10 protein-coding genes are annotated in these 15,591 nt (G+C 73.7%); 5 read left to right on the top strand and 5 right to left on the bottom strand.

Annotated elements, in window-relative coordinates; all coding sequences use genetic code 11:
* Positions 1–345 precede the first annotated feature (345 nt).
* The 4 genes from ACW14Y_RS06995 to ACW14Y_RS06980 all read left to right on the top strand — a co-directional run bounded on the left by ACW14Y_RS06995 (position 346) and on the right by ACW14Y_RS06980 (position 4,921).
* A complete protein-coding gene (locus tag ACW14Y_RS06995; RefSeq protein WP_380303246.1) occupies positions 346–1,692 on the top strand; it encodes an MFS transporter in 1,347 nt (448 codons plus the stop codon).
* A 183-nt stretch (positions 1,693–1,875) separates the two neighbouring features.
* Positions 1,876–3,489 carry a protein kinase domain-containing protein gene (locus tag ACW14Y_RS06990; protein WP_456986228.1) on the top strand — a complete coding sequence of 538 codons (1,614 nt, stop codon included), beginning with the start codon at positions 1,876–1,878 and terminating at the stop codon, positions 3,487–3,489.
* A gap of 90 nt (positions 3,490–3,579) precedes the next feature.
* Positions 3,580–4,347, top strand: coding sequence for a hypothetical protein (locus ACW14Y_RS06985; RefSeq protein ID WP_456986227.1), 768 nt, complete (start codon positions 3,580–3,582; stop codon positions 4,345–4,347).
* A gap of 190 nt (positions 4,348–4,537) precedes the next feature.
* Entirely contained in the window at positions 4,538–4,921 is a 384-nt protein-coding gene (locus ACW14Y_RS06980; protein WP_380305121.1) for a hypothetical protein, read from the top strand.
* A 190-nt stretch (positions 4,922–5,111) separates the two neighbouring features.
* On the opposite strand, the gene ACW14Y_RS06975 is transcribed toward ACW14Y_RS06980, so the two are convergent.
* A complete protein-coding gene (locus tag ACW14Y_RS06975; RefSeq protein ID WP_456986226.1) occupies positions 5,112–7,505 on the bottom strand; it encodes a tetratricopeptide repeat protein in 2,394 nt (797 codons plus the stop codon).
* Positions 7,506–7,898: 393 nt separating this feature from the next.
* Here ACW14Y_RS06975 and ACW14Y_RS06970 point away from each other — a divergent pair, with 393 nt between their 5' ends.
* A complete protein-coding gene (locus tag ACW14Y_RS06970; protein WP_456986225.1) occupies positions 7,899–8,936 on the top strand; it encodes a hypothetical protein in 1,038 nt (345 codons plus the stop codon).
* Positions 8,937–8,962: 26 nt separating this feature from the next.
* On the opposite strand, the gene ACW14Y_RS06965 is transcribed toward ACW14Y_RS06970, so the two are convergent.
* The 4 genes from ACW14Y_RS06965 to ACW14Y_RS06950 all read right to left on the bottom strand — a co-directional run bounded on the left by ACW14Y_RS06965 (position 8,963) and on the right by ACW14Y_RS06950 (position 15,340).
* The gene (locus tag ACW14Y_RS06965; protein WP_456986224.1) at positions 8,963–9,460 is read right to left on the bottom strand and encodes a GNAT family N-acetyltransferase; all 498 of its coding nucleotides are present in this window, start codon (positions 9,458–9,460) and stop codon (positions 8,963–8,965) included.
* A complete protein-coding gene (locus ACW14Y_RS06960) occupies positions 9,457–10,782 on the bottom strand; it encodes a DUF6271 family protein (RefSeq protein WP_456986223.1) in 1,326 nt (441 codons plus the stop codon). The genes ACW14Y_RS06965 and ACW14Y_RS06960 overlap by 4 nt, the downstream gene beginning before the upstream one ends.
* Before the next feature lie 388 nt (positions 10,783–11,170).
* On the bottom strand, positions 11,171–14,170 hold the full coding sequence (locus ACW14Y_RS06955) for an N-acetylmuramoyl-L-alanine amidase (RefSeq protein ID WP_456986222.1): 3,000 nt from the start codon (positions 14,168–14,170) through the stop codon (positions 11,171–11,173).
* Positions 14,171–14,536: 366 nt separating this feature from the next.
* Positions 14,537–15,340, bottom strand: a complete 804-nt coding sequence (locus ACW14Y_RS06950) for an exodeoxyribonuclease III (RefSeq protein WP_456986221.1) — start codon at positions 15,338–15,340, stop codon at positions 14,537–14,539.
* Positions 15,341–15,591: the final 251 nt, after the last annotated feature.

Below are 15,591 nucleotides of genomic sequence, written 5' to 3'. Positions count from 1 at the left end.
GCCGATGGTCCCCCGGTCCGCCCGAAGGCGCGAGGGGTGCACCGGATACAGGATTGCGTACAACGCGTGCCGGTCGTCGCGGTGGCGAGATTTGATCGACAAAGTGTCCGATTCGATCTCCTGGAACGGGACGTCACGCTCAGGTACGATCCGTGTACAGGCGGGCTGGACAGCTGTTGATCGAGCAATGCAAGCTGGCCCCATGGCAGTTGAGACCTTCGAGGTACCTTCGGACCGTGCTCCGGGCGCTCTGCCGGGGCCCTTGCCGCAGCCGCGTCCCCAGCCCTTTCCGCAGGTGGGCCCCGTCCGGGCGGCCGCGCGCCACGACGCCGGCGGGAGGCCCGCATGACCGATCTCGCCGTCAAGTCGGTGGTCCGGCCCGGCCTCGCGCTCGGGGTGCTGGCCGGCGCGCTCGCCCTGGACGTCAGCGGCCTCGGAGTGCTCAACGCCGCACTTCCGTCCGTGGGGGAGCGGTTCGATCTGGCCGACACCACGCTCCAGTGGGTGATGACCGCCTACGCCGTCACCTTCGCCGGCTTCCTGCTGATGGGCGGCCGGCTGGCCGATGTGCTGGGCCGCCGACGGGTCTTCGAGGCCGGCGTCGCCCTGTTCACGGTGTCCGCGCTGGTCGGGGCGGCCGCGCCGAGCACCGCCGTCCTGCTGGGCGCGCGCGCCGCCCAGGGCATCGGCGCGGCCCTGTCGGGACCGGCCGCCCTGGCGCTGCTGACCCAGACCTTCCCGGCCGGTCCGGCCCGCAACCGGGCCTTCAGCGTCTACGCGGCCGTCGGCGCCGCGAGCTTCAGCGGCGGGGTGATGCTGGGCGGCGTGCTGACCCAGTTCTGGGGCTGGCGTTCGGTGCTGTGGTTCTCGGTCCTCCTCGGCCTCGGCGTGCTGGCCGCGACCCGGGCCGGACTGCCCGACAGCCCCGGCCACAGCGGCCGGCTGGACCTGCCCGGCGCGGTCACCGGCACCGTCGGCCTCACCCTGCTGGTCGTCGGCGTCAGCAGCGAGGGCGCCGCGGTCTGGTTCCTGCTCGCCGCCGCCGCGCTCGCCCTGGGGCTGTTCGTCCTCCGGGAGAGCCGCACCAGCGACCCGGCGCTCCCGCTCGGTCTCTTCCGGCTGGCCCCGGTCCGGGCCGCGAGCCTCGCGGCGTTCCTCCAGTACATGGGCTCGGTCGGGATGCTGTTCTTCGCGCCCCTCTACCTCCAGGGCATGCTGGACTACTCGCCGTTCGAGTCCGGACTCGCCCTGGTGCCGATGTCGGCGGCCGTCTTCCTCACCGCCAACTTCGCCACCGGCCGCCTGCTCGCCCGCTGGACCCCGCGCACCCTGATGGCGGTCGGCCTCGTCCTGATCGGCGTCGGCACCGGCCTGTGGCTGACCACCCCGCTCGACGGCGGCTACGTCCAGTACGTCCTGCCGGGCCTGGTGCTCAGCGGCATCGGCCAGGGCCTCAACTTCCCCTCGATGACCTCCGCCGCGCTCTCCGGCGTCCCCGGCGAACAGCACGCCGTCGCCGGCGCGGTCAACGTCGTCACCCAGCAGATCGGCGCGAGCGCCGGTGTGGCGGTCATGGTCCTGGTCGCCGGCACCCGCGACGACGACCTCGCCGGCTACCACCTCGCCTACCTCACCGCCGCTATCGCCTGTCTGGCCGGAGCCGCCCTCATCGGCCTCCGCCGCCGGGCCTGACGGCGTCGCACCCGACGGCGCCGTCCCCCGGCGCCGCCGGACCTGACGGACCGACCGGCGGCGATCGGGGGCGTCCGGCGACGATTTCGTGATCGTTCTGCGGGCCCGCGGACGGTCCCGGGGCGGTAGCGTCGGCCCGGAAGGGGCGGCGGGGAGGCTGCTCCGGGGTGAGGGGAGTGTGGCGTGGAGCCGCTGGAAGCGGACGATCCGCAGTGGGTCGGCGAGTACCGGGTGCTGGGGAGGCTCGGTTCGGGCGGGATGGGCCGGGTCTACCTGGGCCGGACCACCGGCGGGCGGACCGTCGCCGTCAAGCTGGTCCATCGTGACCTGGCCGGGGATCCCGAGTTCCGGGCCCGGTTCCGGCAGGAGGTGGCGGCGGCCCGGCGGGTCGGCGGGGTGTGGACGGCACCGGTCCTGGACGCGGACACCGAGAGCGGGCACCCCTGGGTGGCCACCGGCTACGTCGCCGGGCCCGCGCTCACCACCGCCGTGCGGGAGTTCGGGCCGCTGCCGGACCCCGCCGTCCGCGCCCTCGGCGTCGGCCTCACCGAGGCGCTCGCCCATGTGCACGGCCTCGGGCTGGTGCACCGGGACGTCAAACCGTCGAACGTGCTGCTGGCCCTGGACGGGCCTAGGCTGATCGACTTCGGCATCACCCGCGCACTGGACGCCACCGCCGGGCTCACCCGCTCCGGCCAGGTGTTCGGCTCGCCGGGCTTCATGTCACCGGAGCAGGCGAACGGGCTGCCCGCCGGCCCGCCCGGCGACGTCTTCTCGCTCGGCGCGGTGCTCGCGTTCGCGGCGACGGGCACCATGCCGTTCGGCTCCGGGGTGAGCGCGCCCGTCCTGCTCTACCGGGTGCTGCACGAGGAACCCGACCTCTCCGGACTGTCCGGCCCGCTGTACGCCGTGGTCCGCGCCTGCCTGGCCAAGGACCCCGCCGCCCGCCCGTCACCCGGGCAGCTGCGGCGGTTCCTGGACGGCGACGGCGCGGCCGCCGCCCGGCTGGGGCGCGGGGACTGGCTGCCGCCGGGGCTGGCGGCGGCGGTCGGGCGCGACGCCGTGCAGCTGCTGGACCTGGAGGGGGAGCGGGGGACGGGCTGGACGGCCCCGGGCCCGGCGCCCGCGCCGTCCGCGACGGTGCCCCCGCCCCCGACGTCCCCACCGCCGCTGCCGACCTGGTCGGCGCCCGGCCGCGCGCCGTCACCCCGGCGCGGGTACGGCGCCCTGGCGGCCGGGCTGGTCGCCGTGCTGCTGCTGGGCGGCGGCGGGTACCTGCTGCTCGACGGCCTGCGCGGGGACCAGGAGCTGATCACCGCGTCCGAACCCGTCCCGTCCGCCTCCACCCCCTCCACCCCCTCCGCCTCTGTCCCCTCGGCCTCCGCCCCGTCCGCCTCCACCCCCACCGCCTCCGTCCCGTCCGCGACGAGCGCCGGGCCGGGAATCGTCCCGGCGAAGTACCTCGGGAAGTGGATCGGTCAGCGCACGGCCGCCAACGGCGACGTCACCACCGTCACCCTCACCATCGTCCAGTCGGCGCAGAGCGAGGAGAAGAGCAAGATCCGCGCCGAGACGCCCAGCACCGGCATCTGGTGCGAAGGCGCCTGGACGCTCTCCGAGGCCGACGAGAACCGCGTGACCTACGCGTCCCGGGCGACCGGTTCCTCGGCCGGTGACCAGTGCATCACCGACAGGTCGGTCTACCGCCAGATCAGGATGCAGCCGGACGGCGGCCTCCAGTACTGCACGGACCTGCTCAAGCCGGACCAGTACATCGTGCTGCAGAAGCTGGGCTGAGCCAGGCCCGGGCCCCGGGGCGGGAACCGGATCAACCCTTCTTCCACTCCCCGTCTTTGACCTTCCGTCCGTTCACCGCCGAGGAGATCCATGGTCACCACCGTCAACTCGCTGATCTCCCGCCTGCAGGACCTGCTGCTCGGGCACCTGACCAACAGTGGCGTCGACGTGGTGGCGGGCCTCCACGACATCGTCGCGCGCGCCTCGGTCCTCGGCCCCGACGGTGCGTGGCTGGCCGCCGCGGCCCACGCCGACCTGTCCGACCTGGCCGTCGCCCAGGGGCAGGTGGACCTCGGCCTGCGCCACCTGGACGCCGCGGTCGACGCCGGCTACAACGACTGCGTGGCACTCCACGTCCCCACCGTGCTCCCGCTGCACCGGGACTCCCGGTTCCGGGCCGCCTACGGACGCATGCGCGTCACCCAGGCGGATTTGGACGAGTTCTTCTGGCTGCACCGGGAGATGCGGATCGCGGTGAGCGACGCCCGCACCGCGACCGTCGACAACATCGGCCGCCTCGACACCGGGGTGTCCCCGCTCGCGCTGGCCCCGCTGCCCACCCGCGTGCCGAACACCCCCGGCGTCCTGATCACCCGTATCCACCTCGCCGTGATCCAGGGCGCGCTCCAGCGGTCCGCCGTGAAGGCGGAGTTCCGGCGCAGCTCCGGCAACACCGCCCTCGACCTCATCGACGGCACCTGGGACCCCACCCGAGCCAGGTACGACGCCCGGCACGCGGACGACCACGACACCCGCCGCCACCACGCCGCCCAGGCCCGGGCCTTCGTCGAACGCCCCGGCGTCGCGACCGACCTCGCCCCGTGCCCGCCCCTCGGCTCCCTCCACTACCCGGCCTGACCCGAGCCGGGCGGGCGCGACCTGCCGGGACGGGGTCCGGGCGCGTCCGGCCCCGTCCGGAGGGCGTCCGGAGTCGTCCGGGACCGTCCGGGGCGGGGCCCGCCCGGTTGTTCCGCCTTCCGCCGGCTGCTGAGGTCGGGGTGTTCCCGGTGCCGACACCGGGGCGGAGTCGACTCCTTGGAGGGGAACCATGCGATTCACCAGGACCGGCAAGCGCGTTGCCGCCGCAGCGGTCGCCGCGGTGGCGATGGGCGTGATGGGGATCGGTACGGCGTCGGCGACCCAGACCGCCGAGGGCCAGGTCGTGTTCGGCACCGGCGGCTGTGTCGCGGTGGAGGACGTCCAGCTCATGAACGACCACCACGACTGGATGCGGGTCATCCCGACCTCCAACCCCGGCCACTGCCTGTTCGGCGTCTTCGACCGGAACGCCTGGAAGTGGCTCGGCGCCGCCGGTGCCACCCCCAGCAGCAACCCGTCCTCGTGGTACTACGACGGACCGGGCCAGAGCCTCGAAGCGTGTCTGATCGACACGGCCAACAACAACACCTGGGCCTGCGGCCCGATCAACTGACCCGGGTGCGGTGACCGAGGTGGGAGCGGCACCGGGGGAGCCGCTCCCCACCGCCCTCGGCCGATCCGCCCGGCCCGTCCGGGACCAGGCTCGTCCGTGACCCGGCCCGTCCGTGACCAGGCTCGTCCGCGTCCCGGCAGGCCCGGGACCCGGTGCGCCGGACGTGCCGGACGCGCCGGGGCCGGACGCGTCACTCCGGCAGTGCGGCGAGCAGGGCCCGGGCCTCGTCCGCCTCCGGGAGGCCCAGGGCACTGTGGATCCCGACGGCCAGCTCCGCGTGCTTCCGGGCGAGGTCCGGTTCGTCCAGACGCAGGTGCGTACGGGCCAGCCCGACATGGATGCGGCCGAGGTTGTAGCGCTCGCCGGTGTGCGGCAGGAACTCGATCGCGGCCCGGTAGTGCCGGAGGGCGCTCTCCGGGGCGTCCATGGCCAGCAGGGCGTCACCGAGCAGGGTGTGCGACTCGGCCTGGCCGAAGGTGTCGCCGAGGTCGCGGTGCAGCTCCAGGGCCTCCTGGTACAGGTCGAGGGCCTCCGGGTGGCGGTTCAGCCTCTGCTGGTGCTCGCCGAACTGGTTGAGCGCGATGGCCTGACCGAGGCGGTTGCCGCCGCGCCGGTGGAACTCCAGCGCCTCGTGGTGGTGGTCCAGCGCCTCCCGCATCCGTCCGAGCCTGGTCAGCGTGGGGCCCAGATTGGTCAGGGCGATCGACTCCACCGCCGGCTCGGGGAGTTCCCGGGCGAGCCGCAGCGCCTCCCGGTGGTGGTCGAGGGCCTCCTCCAGGCGCCCCGTCCGGGTCAGGGTGAGGCCCAGATTGGCCAGGACGTGGGCCTCGCCGTTGCGGTTGCCGGTCCGCCGCTGGAGCTCCAGCGCCCGGTGGAGCAGATCGAGCGCCTGCGGGAAGTCGCCGAGCTGGTACTGCACCAACCCGAGATGCCGCAGCGCGGCCGCCTCCCGGGCCGGACTGCCGAGCTGCCGGGTGGCCCGGAGGGCGTCCAGCCCCAGCCCGAGGGCCTCCTGCGCGGGCAGGCGGCGCTTGAGGTGGCGCCAGAGGATCGCCGGCAGGTCCGCGGCGTACTCCGGCAGGTCGGCCTCGGCGGCATGGCGGGTGAGCGCCAGCAGATTGGCGTGCTCCCGGGTCAGCCAGTCCGTCGCCTCCGCCGGGTCGGCGAACACCAGGGGAGTGCCGCCGCCGGCACCGCCGGGTGCGGGCGGCCGCGGCCGGTGGTGCCGTTCCAGCGGGACCAGCACGTCCATCGCCGAGGCGGCGGCGTGACGGTAGTGGTCGAACAGCCGGACGAGCGCGGCCCGCGGGGCCGGCGTGGACGCCTCCCGCGCGAGCAGTTCCCCGGCGAAGGCGCGCAGCAGGTCGTGGAAGGTGTACCGGAACGCCGCGTGCTCGATCAGCAGGTGGTGGTTGTGCAGCGACTCCAGCAGTTCCTCGGTCTCGTCCAGCGGCGCGTCGACGAGGGCGGCGAGGGCGTGCGGCGTGACGTCCTCGCCGGGATGCAGCGCGGCCAGCCGGAACGCGCCCCGCTGCGCCGGGCTGAGGGAGTGGTAGGACTCGACGAAGGCCGCCGCGACGCTCTGGTCGTGGTTGGACAGCTCGGTCAATAACTTCTGCGGACGCCGGATCCGCTGCAGCAGGTCGACCGGCGTCCAGGCGGGATGGTGGGCCAGCCTGGCGGCGGCGATCCGCAGCGCCAGCGGCAGCCGTCCGCAGCGGGTGACGATCTCCTCCACGGTTCCGGTGTGGCCCGCGACCCGGTCCGGGCCGGCGATCCGGGCGAACAGCTCCACGGCCTCGTCGTGGCTCAGCACGTCCAGCGGCACACCGACCGCGCCGTCCAGTCCGGGCATGCGCCGCCGGGACGTCACCAGGACCAGGCAGCGCGGGTCGCCGGGGACCAAGGGGCGGACCTGCGCGGCGTCGACGGCGTTGTCCAGTACCAGCAGGTACCGCTTGCCCGCCGCCCGGCTGCGCCACAGCTGGGCGCGCTCCTCGGTGTCCGGCGGCAGCGCGTTCTCGCTCACACCGACCGCCCGGAGCAGGTTGGCCAGCGCCGCGCCCGGTTCGAGCGGCGGCTGGCCCGGAGTGGCACCGCGCAGGTCCACGAACAGCTGGCCGTCGGGGAACCGGTCGGCGAGGGCGTGTCCGATGTGGACGGCCAGGGCGGTCTTGCCCACCCCGGCCATGCCGTCGATGGCGGAGATGACCAGCGGACGGGTCGGCGTGCCGCCCGGTCCGGTGGCCAGGGCCAGCAGCCGGTCCACCTCCTCGCGCCGCCCGGTGAAGTCCGGGACGGCGTACGGCAGCAGCCGGGGCACCACCCGGTCCGTCGGCCGCTCCCCGGCGGGCTGCGGCTCCGACTCCCCGCGGGCCGCGGTGAGCAGCCGGTCGCGGTCGGCGGGCTCCAGCCCGAGGGCGGTGGCCAGCCGCGCCACCGACGACAGCCGGGGCCGCCGGCGCCCCGACTCCAGCACGCTGATCGCATGGGTGGAGAGGCCCGACTGTTCCGCGAGTTCCTCCTGCGTCCATCCGGTCGAGTACCGGTACTGCCGCAGCAGCGTTCCGAAGTCCCCCAGCACGATCGCCTCCGATGAGTGGTCATCCGCGGGGACGGCGACGGCAGGGAACGACCCAGCCCCGGAGACGCGTCCCCCGTCGTGACTCCCGGCCCGCAGCCCTGACGGGCTCCTGACAATCGATCATCATAGAACGCCAAGCTAACGCAATGGAGTGGTCGGCCGGTGTTGGCCAGGATGGATCCCGGCGCGTGCGCGCCGGGATCGGTCGACGGGACCGATCGACCCGAGGGGGGTCCCATGAGCGAGCGACACCTGGGCGCGGATCCGGACCGGTTACCCGACGCCTCTTCTCCTGCTCCTGCTCCTGTTCCTTTGCCGGAGTCTGCTCCGTTGCCTGCTCCTGCTCCTTCTCCTGCTCCGGATCCGGACGGAGCGACGACACCGCAGGAGTTCGTGGAGCGGCTCCGGGCGGTCAAGGCGTGGGCCGGCAATCCGTCGCTGCGCGACCTGGAGCGCCGGACCCGCCTTCCGCGCAGCACCCTCTCGGCGGACCTCAGCCTGCGGCGGAGCGGTCTCCCGCCGCTGGAACGGGTGCTGGCGCTCGCCACCGCCTTCGGTCTGCCCGCCGAGGACCTCGGGCGCTGGCGGTCGGCCTGGCAGCGCATCCAGGTGCGGCAGCAGTCCGCCGGGCGACTGCCGGCGCCACCCGGGCCCGCCGCGGTACCCGAACGCGGACCCGCTGCCGTACCCGCTGCCGTACCCGAACTCCTGCCCGCTGCCGTGCCCGACCTCGTGCCCGACCTCGTGCCCCGATTCGTACCGCCGGCGGCCCGGGAGCCGGAGCGGACGGTCCGCCACCGGTCCGCCCGCCGGCGCCGGATGTGGCCGGTCCTGTCGCTCGGCGGCCTGCTCGCCGCCCTGACGGTGCTGCCCCCGTCCGTCGCCCCGGTCGACGAGGACGGGAGCGGAGCCGCGGCCGACGGCGGGTCGACCTCCCCGGTCGGCGCCCGGGTCCCGGACCCGTGCGGCTTCCTCGGCCGGGTCAGCGACACACCGGCCGCCTCCCCGCCCGACGCGGCCGCCACGACCGGCGAGTCGCTGCGGGTCAGGAACCCGGTCGCCCGGGGGGACACGTTGATCGTCACCCTGCTGCTCGCCCGGGCCGGCGTCGGCCCCATCACCGTGCGGGACACGGCCGGGAACCGCTACCGGGCGATCCGGGACGAGACCACCGACGGCACCCGGCTGACCGTGTTCGTGCTCCACGACGCCAGGCCCCTGGACTCCCTGGACCAGATCACCTTCCTCTGGCCGAGCTCGAAGCACGACTACACCGAGGTCGACGAGTTCCGCGGCGCCCGGCCCACCGCTCCGGCGAGCGCCGCCGGGGATCCCGGCGCCGGACCGTCGGCGGGCCCGGGGACGCCGGACGCCCCCGGCCCGGCGGACGAGGCACCCGCCGGCTCCGGGGGCGCCACCGGGCCGTGCTGACCGGCGTCCGCGGGTGCCCCGCGGACTCAGCGCACCGGCATCGACATGTAGACCGCGCGCCGCCCGTAGGACGCCGGGACGGCCACCTCCCGGTGCGAGCGGTAGCCGATGATCCGCAGCAGGATGTCCGCCCCGCGCACCGCGACCATCGAGATCTGCTCGAAGCCCAACTCCTCCGCCCGCGCCCGGAAGTGCCGCATGAACCCCAACGCGACCTCCTTGCCGCGCAGGTCCTCGGCGATCACCAGATCGTGCACGTGCAGGTTGTCCGACTCGAACGCGCCGTCCTCCGCCCGGGCGAGGTCCGGACAGCGCAGCGGCGGGTACGGCAGGCTCAGCAGGTAGCCGCGGACCGTGCCGCCCTGCTCCAGCACGAAGCAGGTCTCCGGTGAGGCCACGGCGCGGGACCGCAGCGCCTCCCGGCCCTCCGACAGGCCGTCGGCCGCGTAGGCGTCGTGCTCCAGCGCGACCACGGCGTCCCAGTCGTCCTCGGCGAGCTGCCGGATCAGGAAGTCCTCGCTCACCCCGCGGCCCCGTCCCGGCCGGGGCGCAGGCCCTCGGCGCGGGCGGCGGCCACCATCCCGGCCCAGGACTCCACCAGCACCGCCCAGCGCTCGGCGTCCTCCTGCGCCTCGTCCATGAGCTGCTGCCGCTTCCCGGCCACCACGTCGGCGAGCTTGGCGTACCTGCCGCCCAGCTTGCGGTAGGAGCGGTCCAGGACGTCCAGGCAGTGCTCGTTCCCGGCCCGGTCCCAGTCGACGCTGCCCCGCACCAGGTCGAGGATCGGCTCGACCTTCAACCCGTGCTTCTCGTCCAGCAGTCCGCGGCCGTGGTCGATCATGCCGCCGTAGACCGGGTACAGGTACAGCATCGAGAGCAGGAACTTCACGAACCGCGTCTGGTACGCGATGAAGCCGTCGTCGGTGCGGCGCTCGGGCGTGTAGTAGTTGACGATGTGGCGGTTGTGGACGACGCCGGGCGACTTCGAGTGGACCAGCGCGTGCAGCAGGGCGTAGTCGCAGCCGATGGTCTCGATCGAGGGCAGCAGCGGCAGCACCTCGTAGGCCCGGTGGTCCAGGGCGATGTTGCACATGTAGACGTTCCAGATGTCGGGAACGCCCAGGACGGAGTGGTCGCCGTCGAACGGCTCGGCGCCGACGCCCTTGAAGGAGAGGTCCACCATCGCGTCGCGGTCCTCGTCCGACCACACCGGCGGGGTCCACAGGCGCACCAGGTCGCGGTAGACGGCCGGGTCCAGTTCGAGGATCTCGCCGATGTCGACGTTGAGTTCGCCGAGGAAGGAGCCGCTGACCAGCATCACCGGCATGTCGGCGTCGGCCGGGTCGAGCTCGGAGCGGGTCACGACGGCCGCGGCCTCGCGGGCCGGTCGGCCGATCGAGAGCAGCTCGTTGTGGATCGGGAAGACCTTCTCGCCGTCGACGACCTGGAAGTCGGCGTCGTCGTTGCGCAGGTGCGTCGAGGTGCAGCCCAGGGCGGCCGCGGCGAGGAAGAGGCGGTTGACGCAGGAGCCGTACGCGACGGCCGGCGGGAGCATCATGTCGAGCAGCAGCTCGGGGTCGGCGCCACCGGCGCGCTCGGCCACCGAGCGGAAGAAGTCCCGCTGCTGCTCGTTGCCGAGAAGGTGGACGAAGACGCCGGGGGTGGGCGTCAGCGCGGCCACGGCGTCCGCGTTCTTCGCGAACTCGGCTTCGTCGGTGGTGTCGAGGACGAGGAGGTGCACCTCGACCCCGAAGGTCGCGACGGCGTAGGCCGCCTCCTCGGCGAGGTCCACGATGGTACCGGGGCAGGAACGCATGGTGGGCAGGGCGAGGCAGACTCGTTGCATCTGTGGAACTCTCCGTCTGATCGTCAGCTTCGGTGCAGTGGCGGTCGGTCGGGTACGGGACGGCGTGCGGTCGGTGTACGCCGATGCCAGGACGGCGTCCCGGGCGGACCTCCACGCCGGCGTCCCCCGCCGCGCATGCGGCCTCCCTGCCGGTGGCCCTGCTCCACCAAGGTGGACTAGACCAACTTCGGTGTCAACGGAGTGCTTTCCGTGAGCGGGCGGCGACAGGCGGACACTGCCCGAACGGGCAGCCGCCCTGCCCCCGTCCGCCCTGCCCCGGCCGCCCCGGTGGACGGGGTGCGGCGACGGCGTGCGGGAACGGCGTGCGGGAACGGCGCTGCCCCCGGCGCCTGGACGGCGCCGGGGGCAGCGGGTGGGGCGGGGACGGTCAGATGCCCGCCACGGCCACGGTGTTGACCTGGGCGATCGGGCCGGCCGCGCCGGGGGACTGGGTGTCCATCCAGCCCGACCAGGCACCGGCGGCGTAGTCGCCGTTGGCGTTGAGGATCCGGCCGCCGCCGACGCCGAACAGGCGCAGGCTGTTGCCGGTGTAGGTGACCGAGAGCTTGGTCAGCGGCGTGGTCTGGCCGGTGATGGCGGAGATGTCGCCCCAGCCGTACCAGCTGCCGGCCGCGTAGTCGGCGGTGGCCTGCTTGACCTTGCCGTCCACCAGCACCAGCAGCTGCTGCTTCGAGCCGACGGCCACGGTGGCCAGACCGGTGATCGTGCCGCTCAGCGGGCCGACCGCGGAGGTGATGTCGCCGTAGGCCCAGACGCCGCGGTTGTAGTCGGCGTCGGCGACGTGGATCCGGCCGTCGGTCCCGACACCGTTGATGTGCATCACGTTGCCGTTGGCGGACGCGGCGATCCGGTTCAGCGCGCCGGTGGGCAGGTTGAGTACGCCGGAGATGTCGCCCCACTGGTTCCAGCGGCCCGCCGCGTAGTCGGCGGTCGCCTCCAGCAGGCGGCCGCCTGCGACCACGACCACGTGCATCGTGCTGCCGGTGGCCGCGACCGTCACCTCGGTCACGGACGAGGTGAGCGGACCGGCCAGACCGGCGACCTGGAGGTCGTACCAGGGGCTCCACTCACCGGTGTTGAGGTTGCGGTCGGCGGTGTGGACGTGCCCGTTGGCGACCGTCACCGCGTGCAGCTGGCTGCCCATGTAGAGCAGGGAGAAGCTCTGGTTGGGGTCGGCCGCGCCACTGACGGTCGGGATCGCGTGGTACTTCTCCCAGACGCCGCGGGTGTAGTTGGCGCCCGCGTTGACCGGGCCGTTGGCGGTCTGCGCCAGCAGCTGGACGCGCTCACCGCCGGCGAGCACGTCGGTCGGGGCGGGGACCAGGTCGACGTCGTCGGCCGAGACGTAGGCGAGCCGGTGGTTGTACCGGATCGGGTAGTAGCGGACGGCGCTGCCGGTGACCCAGGTGCGGTCGTTCGCCGCAGTGCCATTGATGGTCGGGTTGTAGTAGAAGTCGCCGGATACCGGGGTGGTGGAGGCCGGGACGTACCGCTGGCCGGCGGGCAGAGTGTAGTCCAGCGCGACGATGTTGGGGTCCGGCGCCGGGACGCCCGCAGCCGAGAAGGCGGCGTACTCCGGGTAGGAGCGGCCGTAGACCGCGACACTGCTCAGGCCCGCCTTGGGGGTCAGCACGTACTGGCCGGGGCGGTTGTCGGCGACGGCGCTGGAGCCGTCGTTCCAGAACCAGGCCTTCCGGCCGTTGTACCAGATCGCCGTCCACTGCCCCTGGAGGTCGGCGACCACGTAGCTGCCGCCCGCCACCGCCTTGTCGGTCCAGTCCGAGGCGTTCTGGGTGCCGGTGCCGATCAGCGGGCCGCCGGGGGAGCTGTACAGGTAGACGAAGTTCGCCGGCTGGGCCGGGGCGTTGTTGACCACCGGCCGGTAGGCGTTGGAGAACGGCGGGTTGATGGTGATCCGGCCGCCGATCACATAGGCCTGGTCCGGCGCGGCGCGGCCGCCGACCAGGTCCATGTAGTGGTTCCAGTCCCAGAACGTGCCCGGGTCCCAGTGCATGCCGTTCACGGAGCTCTGGATCGGCCCCGGGACCTCGTCGTGGCCGATGATGTGCTCACGGTCCAGCGGGACGCCGAACCGGTCGGCCAGGTAGCGGGTCAGGGTCGCGGAGGACTGGTACAGCTGCTCCGAGTACCAACTGGCCCCGTTCAGCGCGAAGCCCTCGTGCTCGATGCCCACGCTGTGCATGTTGAGGGTCTTGTTGCCGGCGTGCCAGGCGACGTTCTTGTTCGCCACCATCTGGGTGACGAGTCCGTCGCTGGAGCGCAGCAGGTAGTGCGCGCTCGCCAGGGTGGCCGGGTTCTGGAACGTCGCCAGCGAGCCCGCGTAGCCGCCCTCGGTGTCGTGGATGACGATGTAGTCGATCTCCGCGCCGCCGCGGTTGGCGATCGAGTAGTTGCCGAAGTTGGTGACGTCGGCGCTGTTCTGCGCGTAGGCGGCCGGCCGGAAGTCGCAGCTCAGGTTGGACGGGCACTCGATCGGGTCGGCGGCCGTGGCCGAGGGCGCGGCCGGGGGCGCGGCCGGAGCGGCGAGCGAGCCGCTCGGGGCCTCCTGGGCCGGGGACTGCTGCCCGGGCACCCCCGTTCCCCGGTCGGCCGCCGGGCTGTGCGCGGCGGCCGTCGGGTCGGGGGCGAGCGTCAGCCGCTGGCCGTCGGTGGTGGTCCGGGTCGCGCCGACACCGAGGGTGCCGAACACCCGGTCCGCGAACTCCCGGCCCTCGGTGGAGCCCTGCTCCGCCGAACCGCCGTTGCTGAAGCCGACCACCGCTCCGTACCAGGCGGCCGGGTCCCCGGACTGCGGGGCCTTCGCCCGGCGCTGCTGCTCGGCGAGGAGCGCGGCGCCACCGCGGATGCTCTGCAGGGTGCTCTCGCGGAGCTCCGCCGCGGGCCGGCCGATCAGCCCGGCCGCGGCGTCCAGGGTGTGCAGCGCGGGGCTGTCGACCGGCGGCGCCGGGGCGGGGACCGCCCGGGCCGCGGCCGACGGGGTGCCTTCGCCGCGCTGGTCGACCTCGGGCTCGGCGGCGGCCTGGGCCGCCGCGACCGCCGCCAGGTCGACCTGGGTGAGGCCCATGACGTTGTAGTTGCCGGTGGTGCTCGGGCGGCCCTGGTGCGACTCCCAGCGGGTCTGCTGGTAGGACACGGCCAGGAGGATGCTCTCGGGCACCTTGAATTCCTTGGCCGCGGCGGCGAACTGGGCCTGCAGCCCGGACGCCGGTGCGGCCGGCGCCGCCGGTGCCGCCGTGGCGTGCGTGGCGCCGCTCACCGCCGTGCTGAGCGCGGCGGCCGCGGCCACCGCGGCGACGGCCGCGCGGAGCGGCGTACGCGCCCTCGCTATGCGGGATCGTTCGGTCAACGGTCTCTCCCCCAACTTCACTGTTCGACCGGATCGGATCGGATCGATGGTGAACGTATCAGCGGGGACCGACAGGGAGGCACGCGGGGCGGGCGGTGGGGCCTCCGTGTTCACCCGGTTCCCCGAGCGGCCCGGCCCGGCGCCCGGGGCGGAGGACGCCGACCGTTGGATCGGGGGAGTGACGGGGCGTCAGCGGCGTGCCGCCGGTTGGCTCTGCGTTCCCGGTGCGGACCGGACCTGCCGGAGCCCGCCCGGACCTCCCGGACCGCCCGGACCCGACAGCCGACCGCCGCGACCGGTGACGGCCGCGGCGGCGGGGTGAAACGAATATCGGGGTCCGGTCCGGCCGGCCCGACGCGTCCGGTGTCAGACCTCCAGGTCGTACGCCACCGTGACCGGCGCGTGGTCGCTCCACCGCTCGGCATGGGTCTCGGCCCGCTCGACCCGGGCGTCGGTCGCACGGTCGGCCAGGCCGGGGGTGGCGACCTGGAGGTCGATCCGCCACCCCGAGTCGTTGTCGAAGGCGCGGCCCCGGTAGGACCACCAGGAGTAGGGGCCGGTGCGGTCGGGGTGCAGGCGGCGGACGACGTCGACGTAGCCGGCCTCGTCGTAGACCTGGGAGAGCCAGGCGCGCTCCTCGGGGAGGAAGCCGGCGGCCTTCTGGTTGGCCTTCCAGTTCTTGAGGTCCTCGGGTCGGTGGGCGATGTTCCAGTCGCCGCAGACCACGACCTCACGGCCTTCGGCGGCGGCGCGGGTGCGGAGCTTCCCCAGGTGGACGAGGAACTCCGCCATGAAGCGTTCCTTCTCGTCCTGGCGCTCGGTGCCGACTTCCCCGGAAGGGAGGTAGAGGCTGGCCACGGTCAGGCCCGGCAGATCGATTTCGACATACCTGCCCGAATTGTCGAATTCCGCCGATTCGAAGCCGACGGTCGTCCGGCTCGGCTCCTGGCGGGAGAGGACGGCGACGCCGGCCCGGCCCTTGGTGGCGGCCGGGGCCCACACCGTGTGCCAGCCGTCCAGGTCGCGCAGTTCCACGGGGAGCTGCTCGGGCTCGGAGCGCACCTCCTGCAGGCAGACCACGTCCGCCTCGGTGGAGGCGAGCCACTCGATGAAGCCCTTCTTGGCCGCTGCCCGGATTCCGTTCACATTCACACTCGTCACCACGATCACCCGGGCAGCCTACCGACCGGCACGGACAGGGGCGGGATGCGACGCGTCCGCTTGGGTGGTTGGCGTGAACGCACCATGAAACTGTGAGGTGGTCGTGCCGGGGGCCGCCATTGGTCTTGACCATCTCCCGATACAGCCCCTAGGGTCACTTACTGCAAAGACCTTTAATAAAGAAGGACGGAAAAAGCCCGCTCTCCCACCTGCCGCAACAGCGGGCAGCGGGCCGGAACCGACCTCTTTCGGGCACAGCG

Source organism: Kitasatospora sp. cg17-2, from assembly GCF_054031055.1.
The sequence above is the reverse complement of the archived record's forward strand: the minus strand, read 5'-3'. Positions and strand labels throughout refer to the sequence as shown.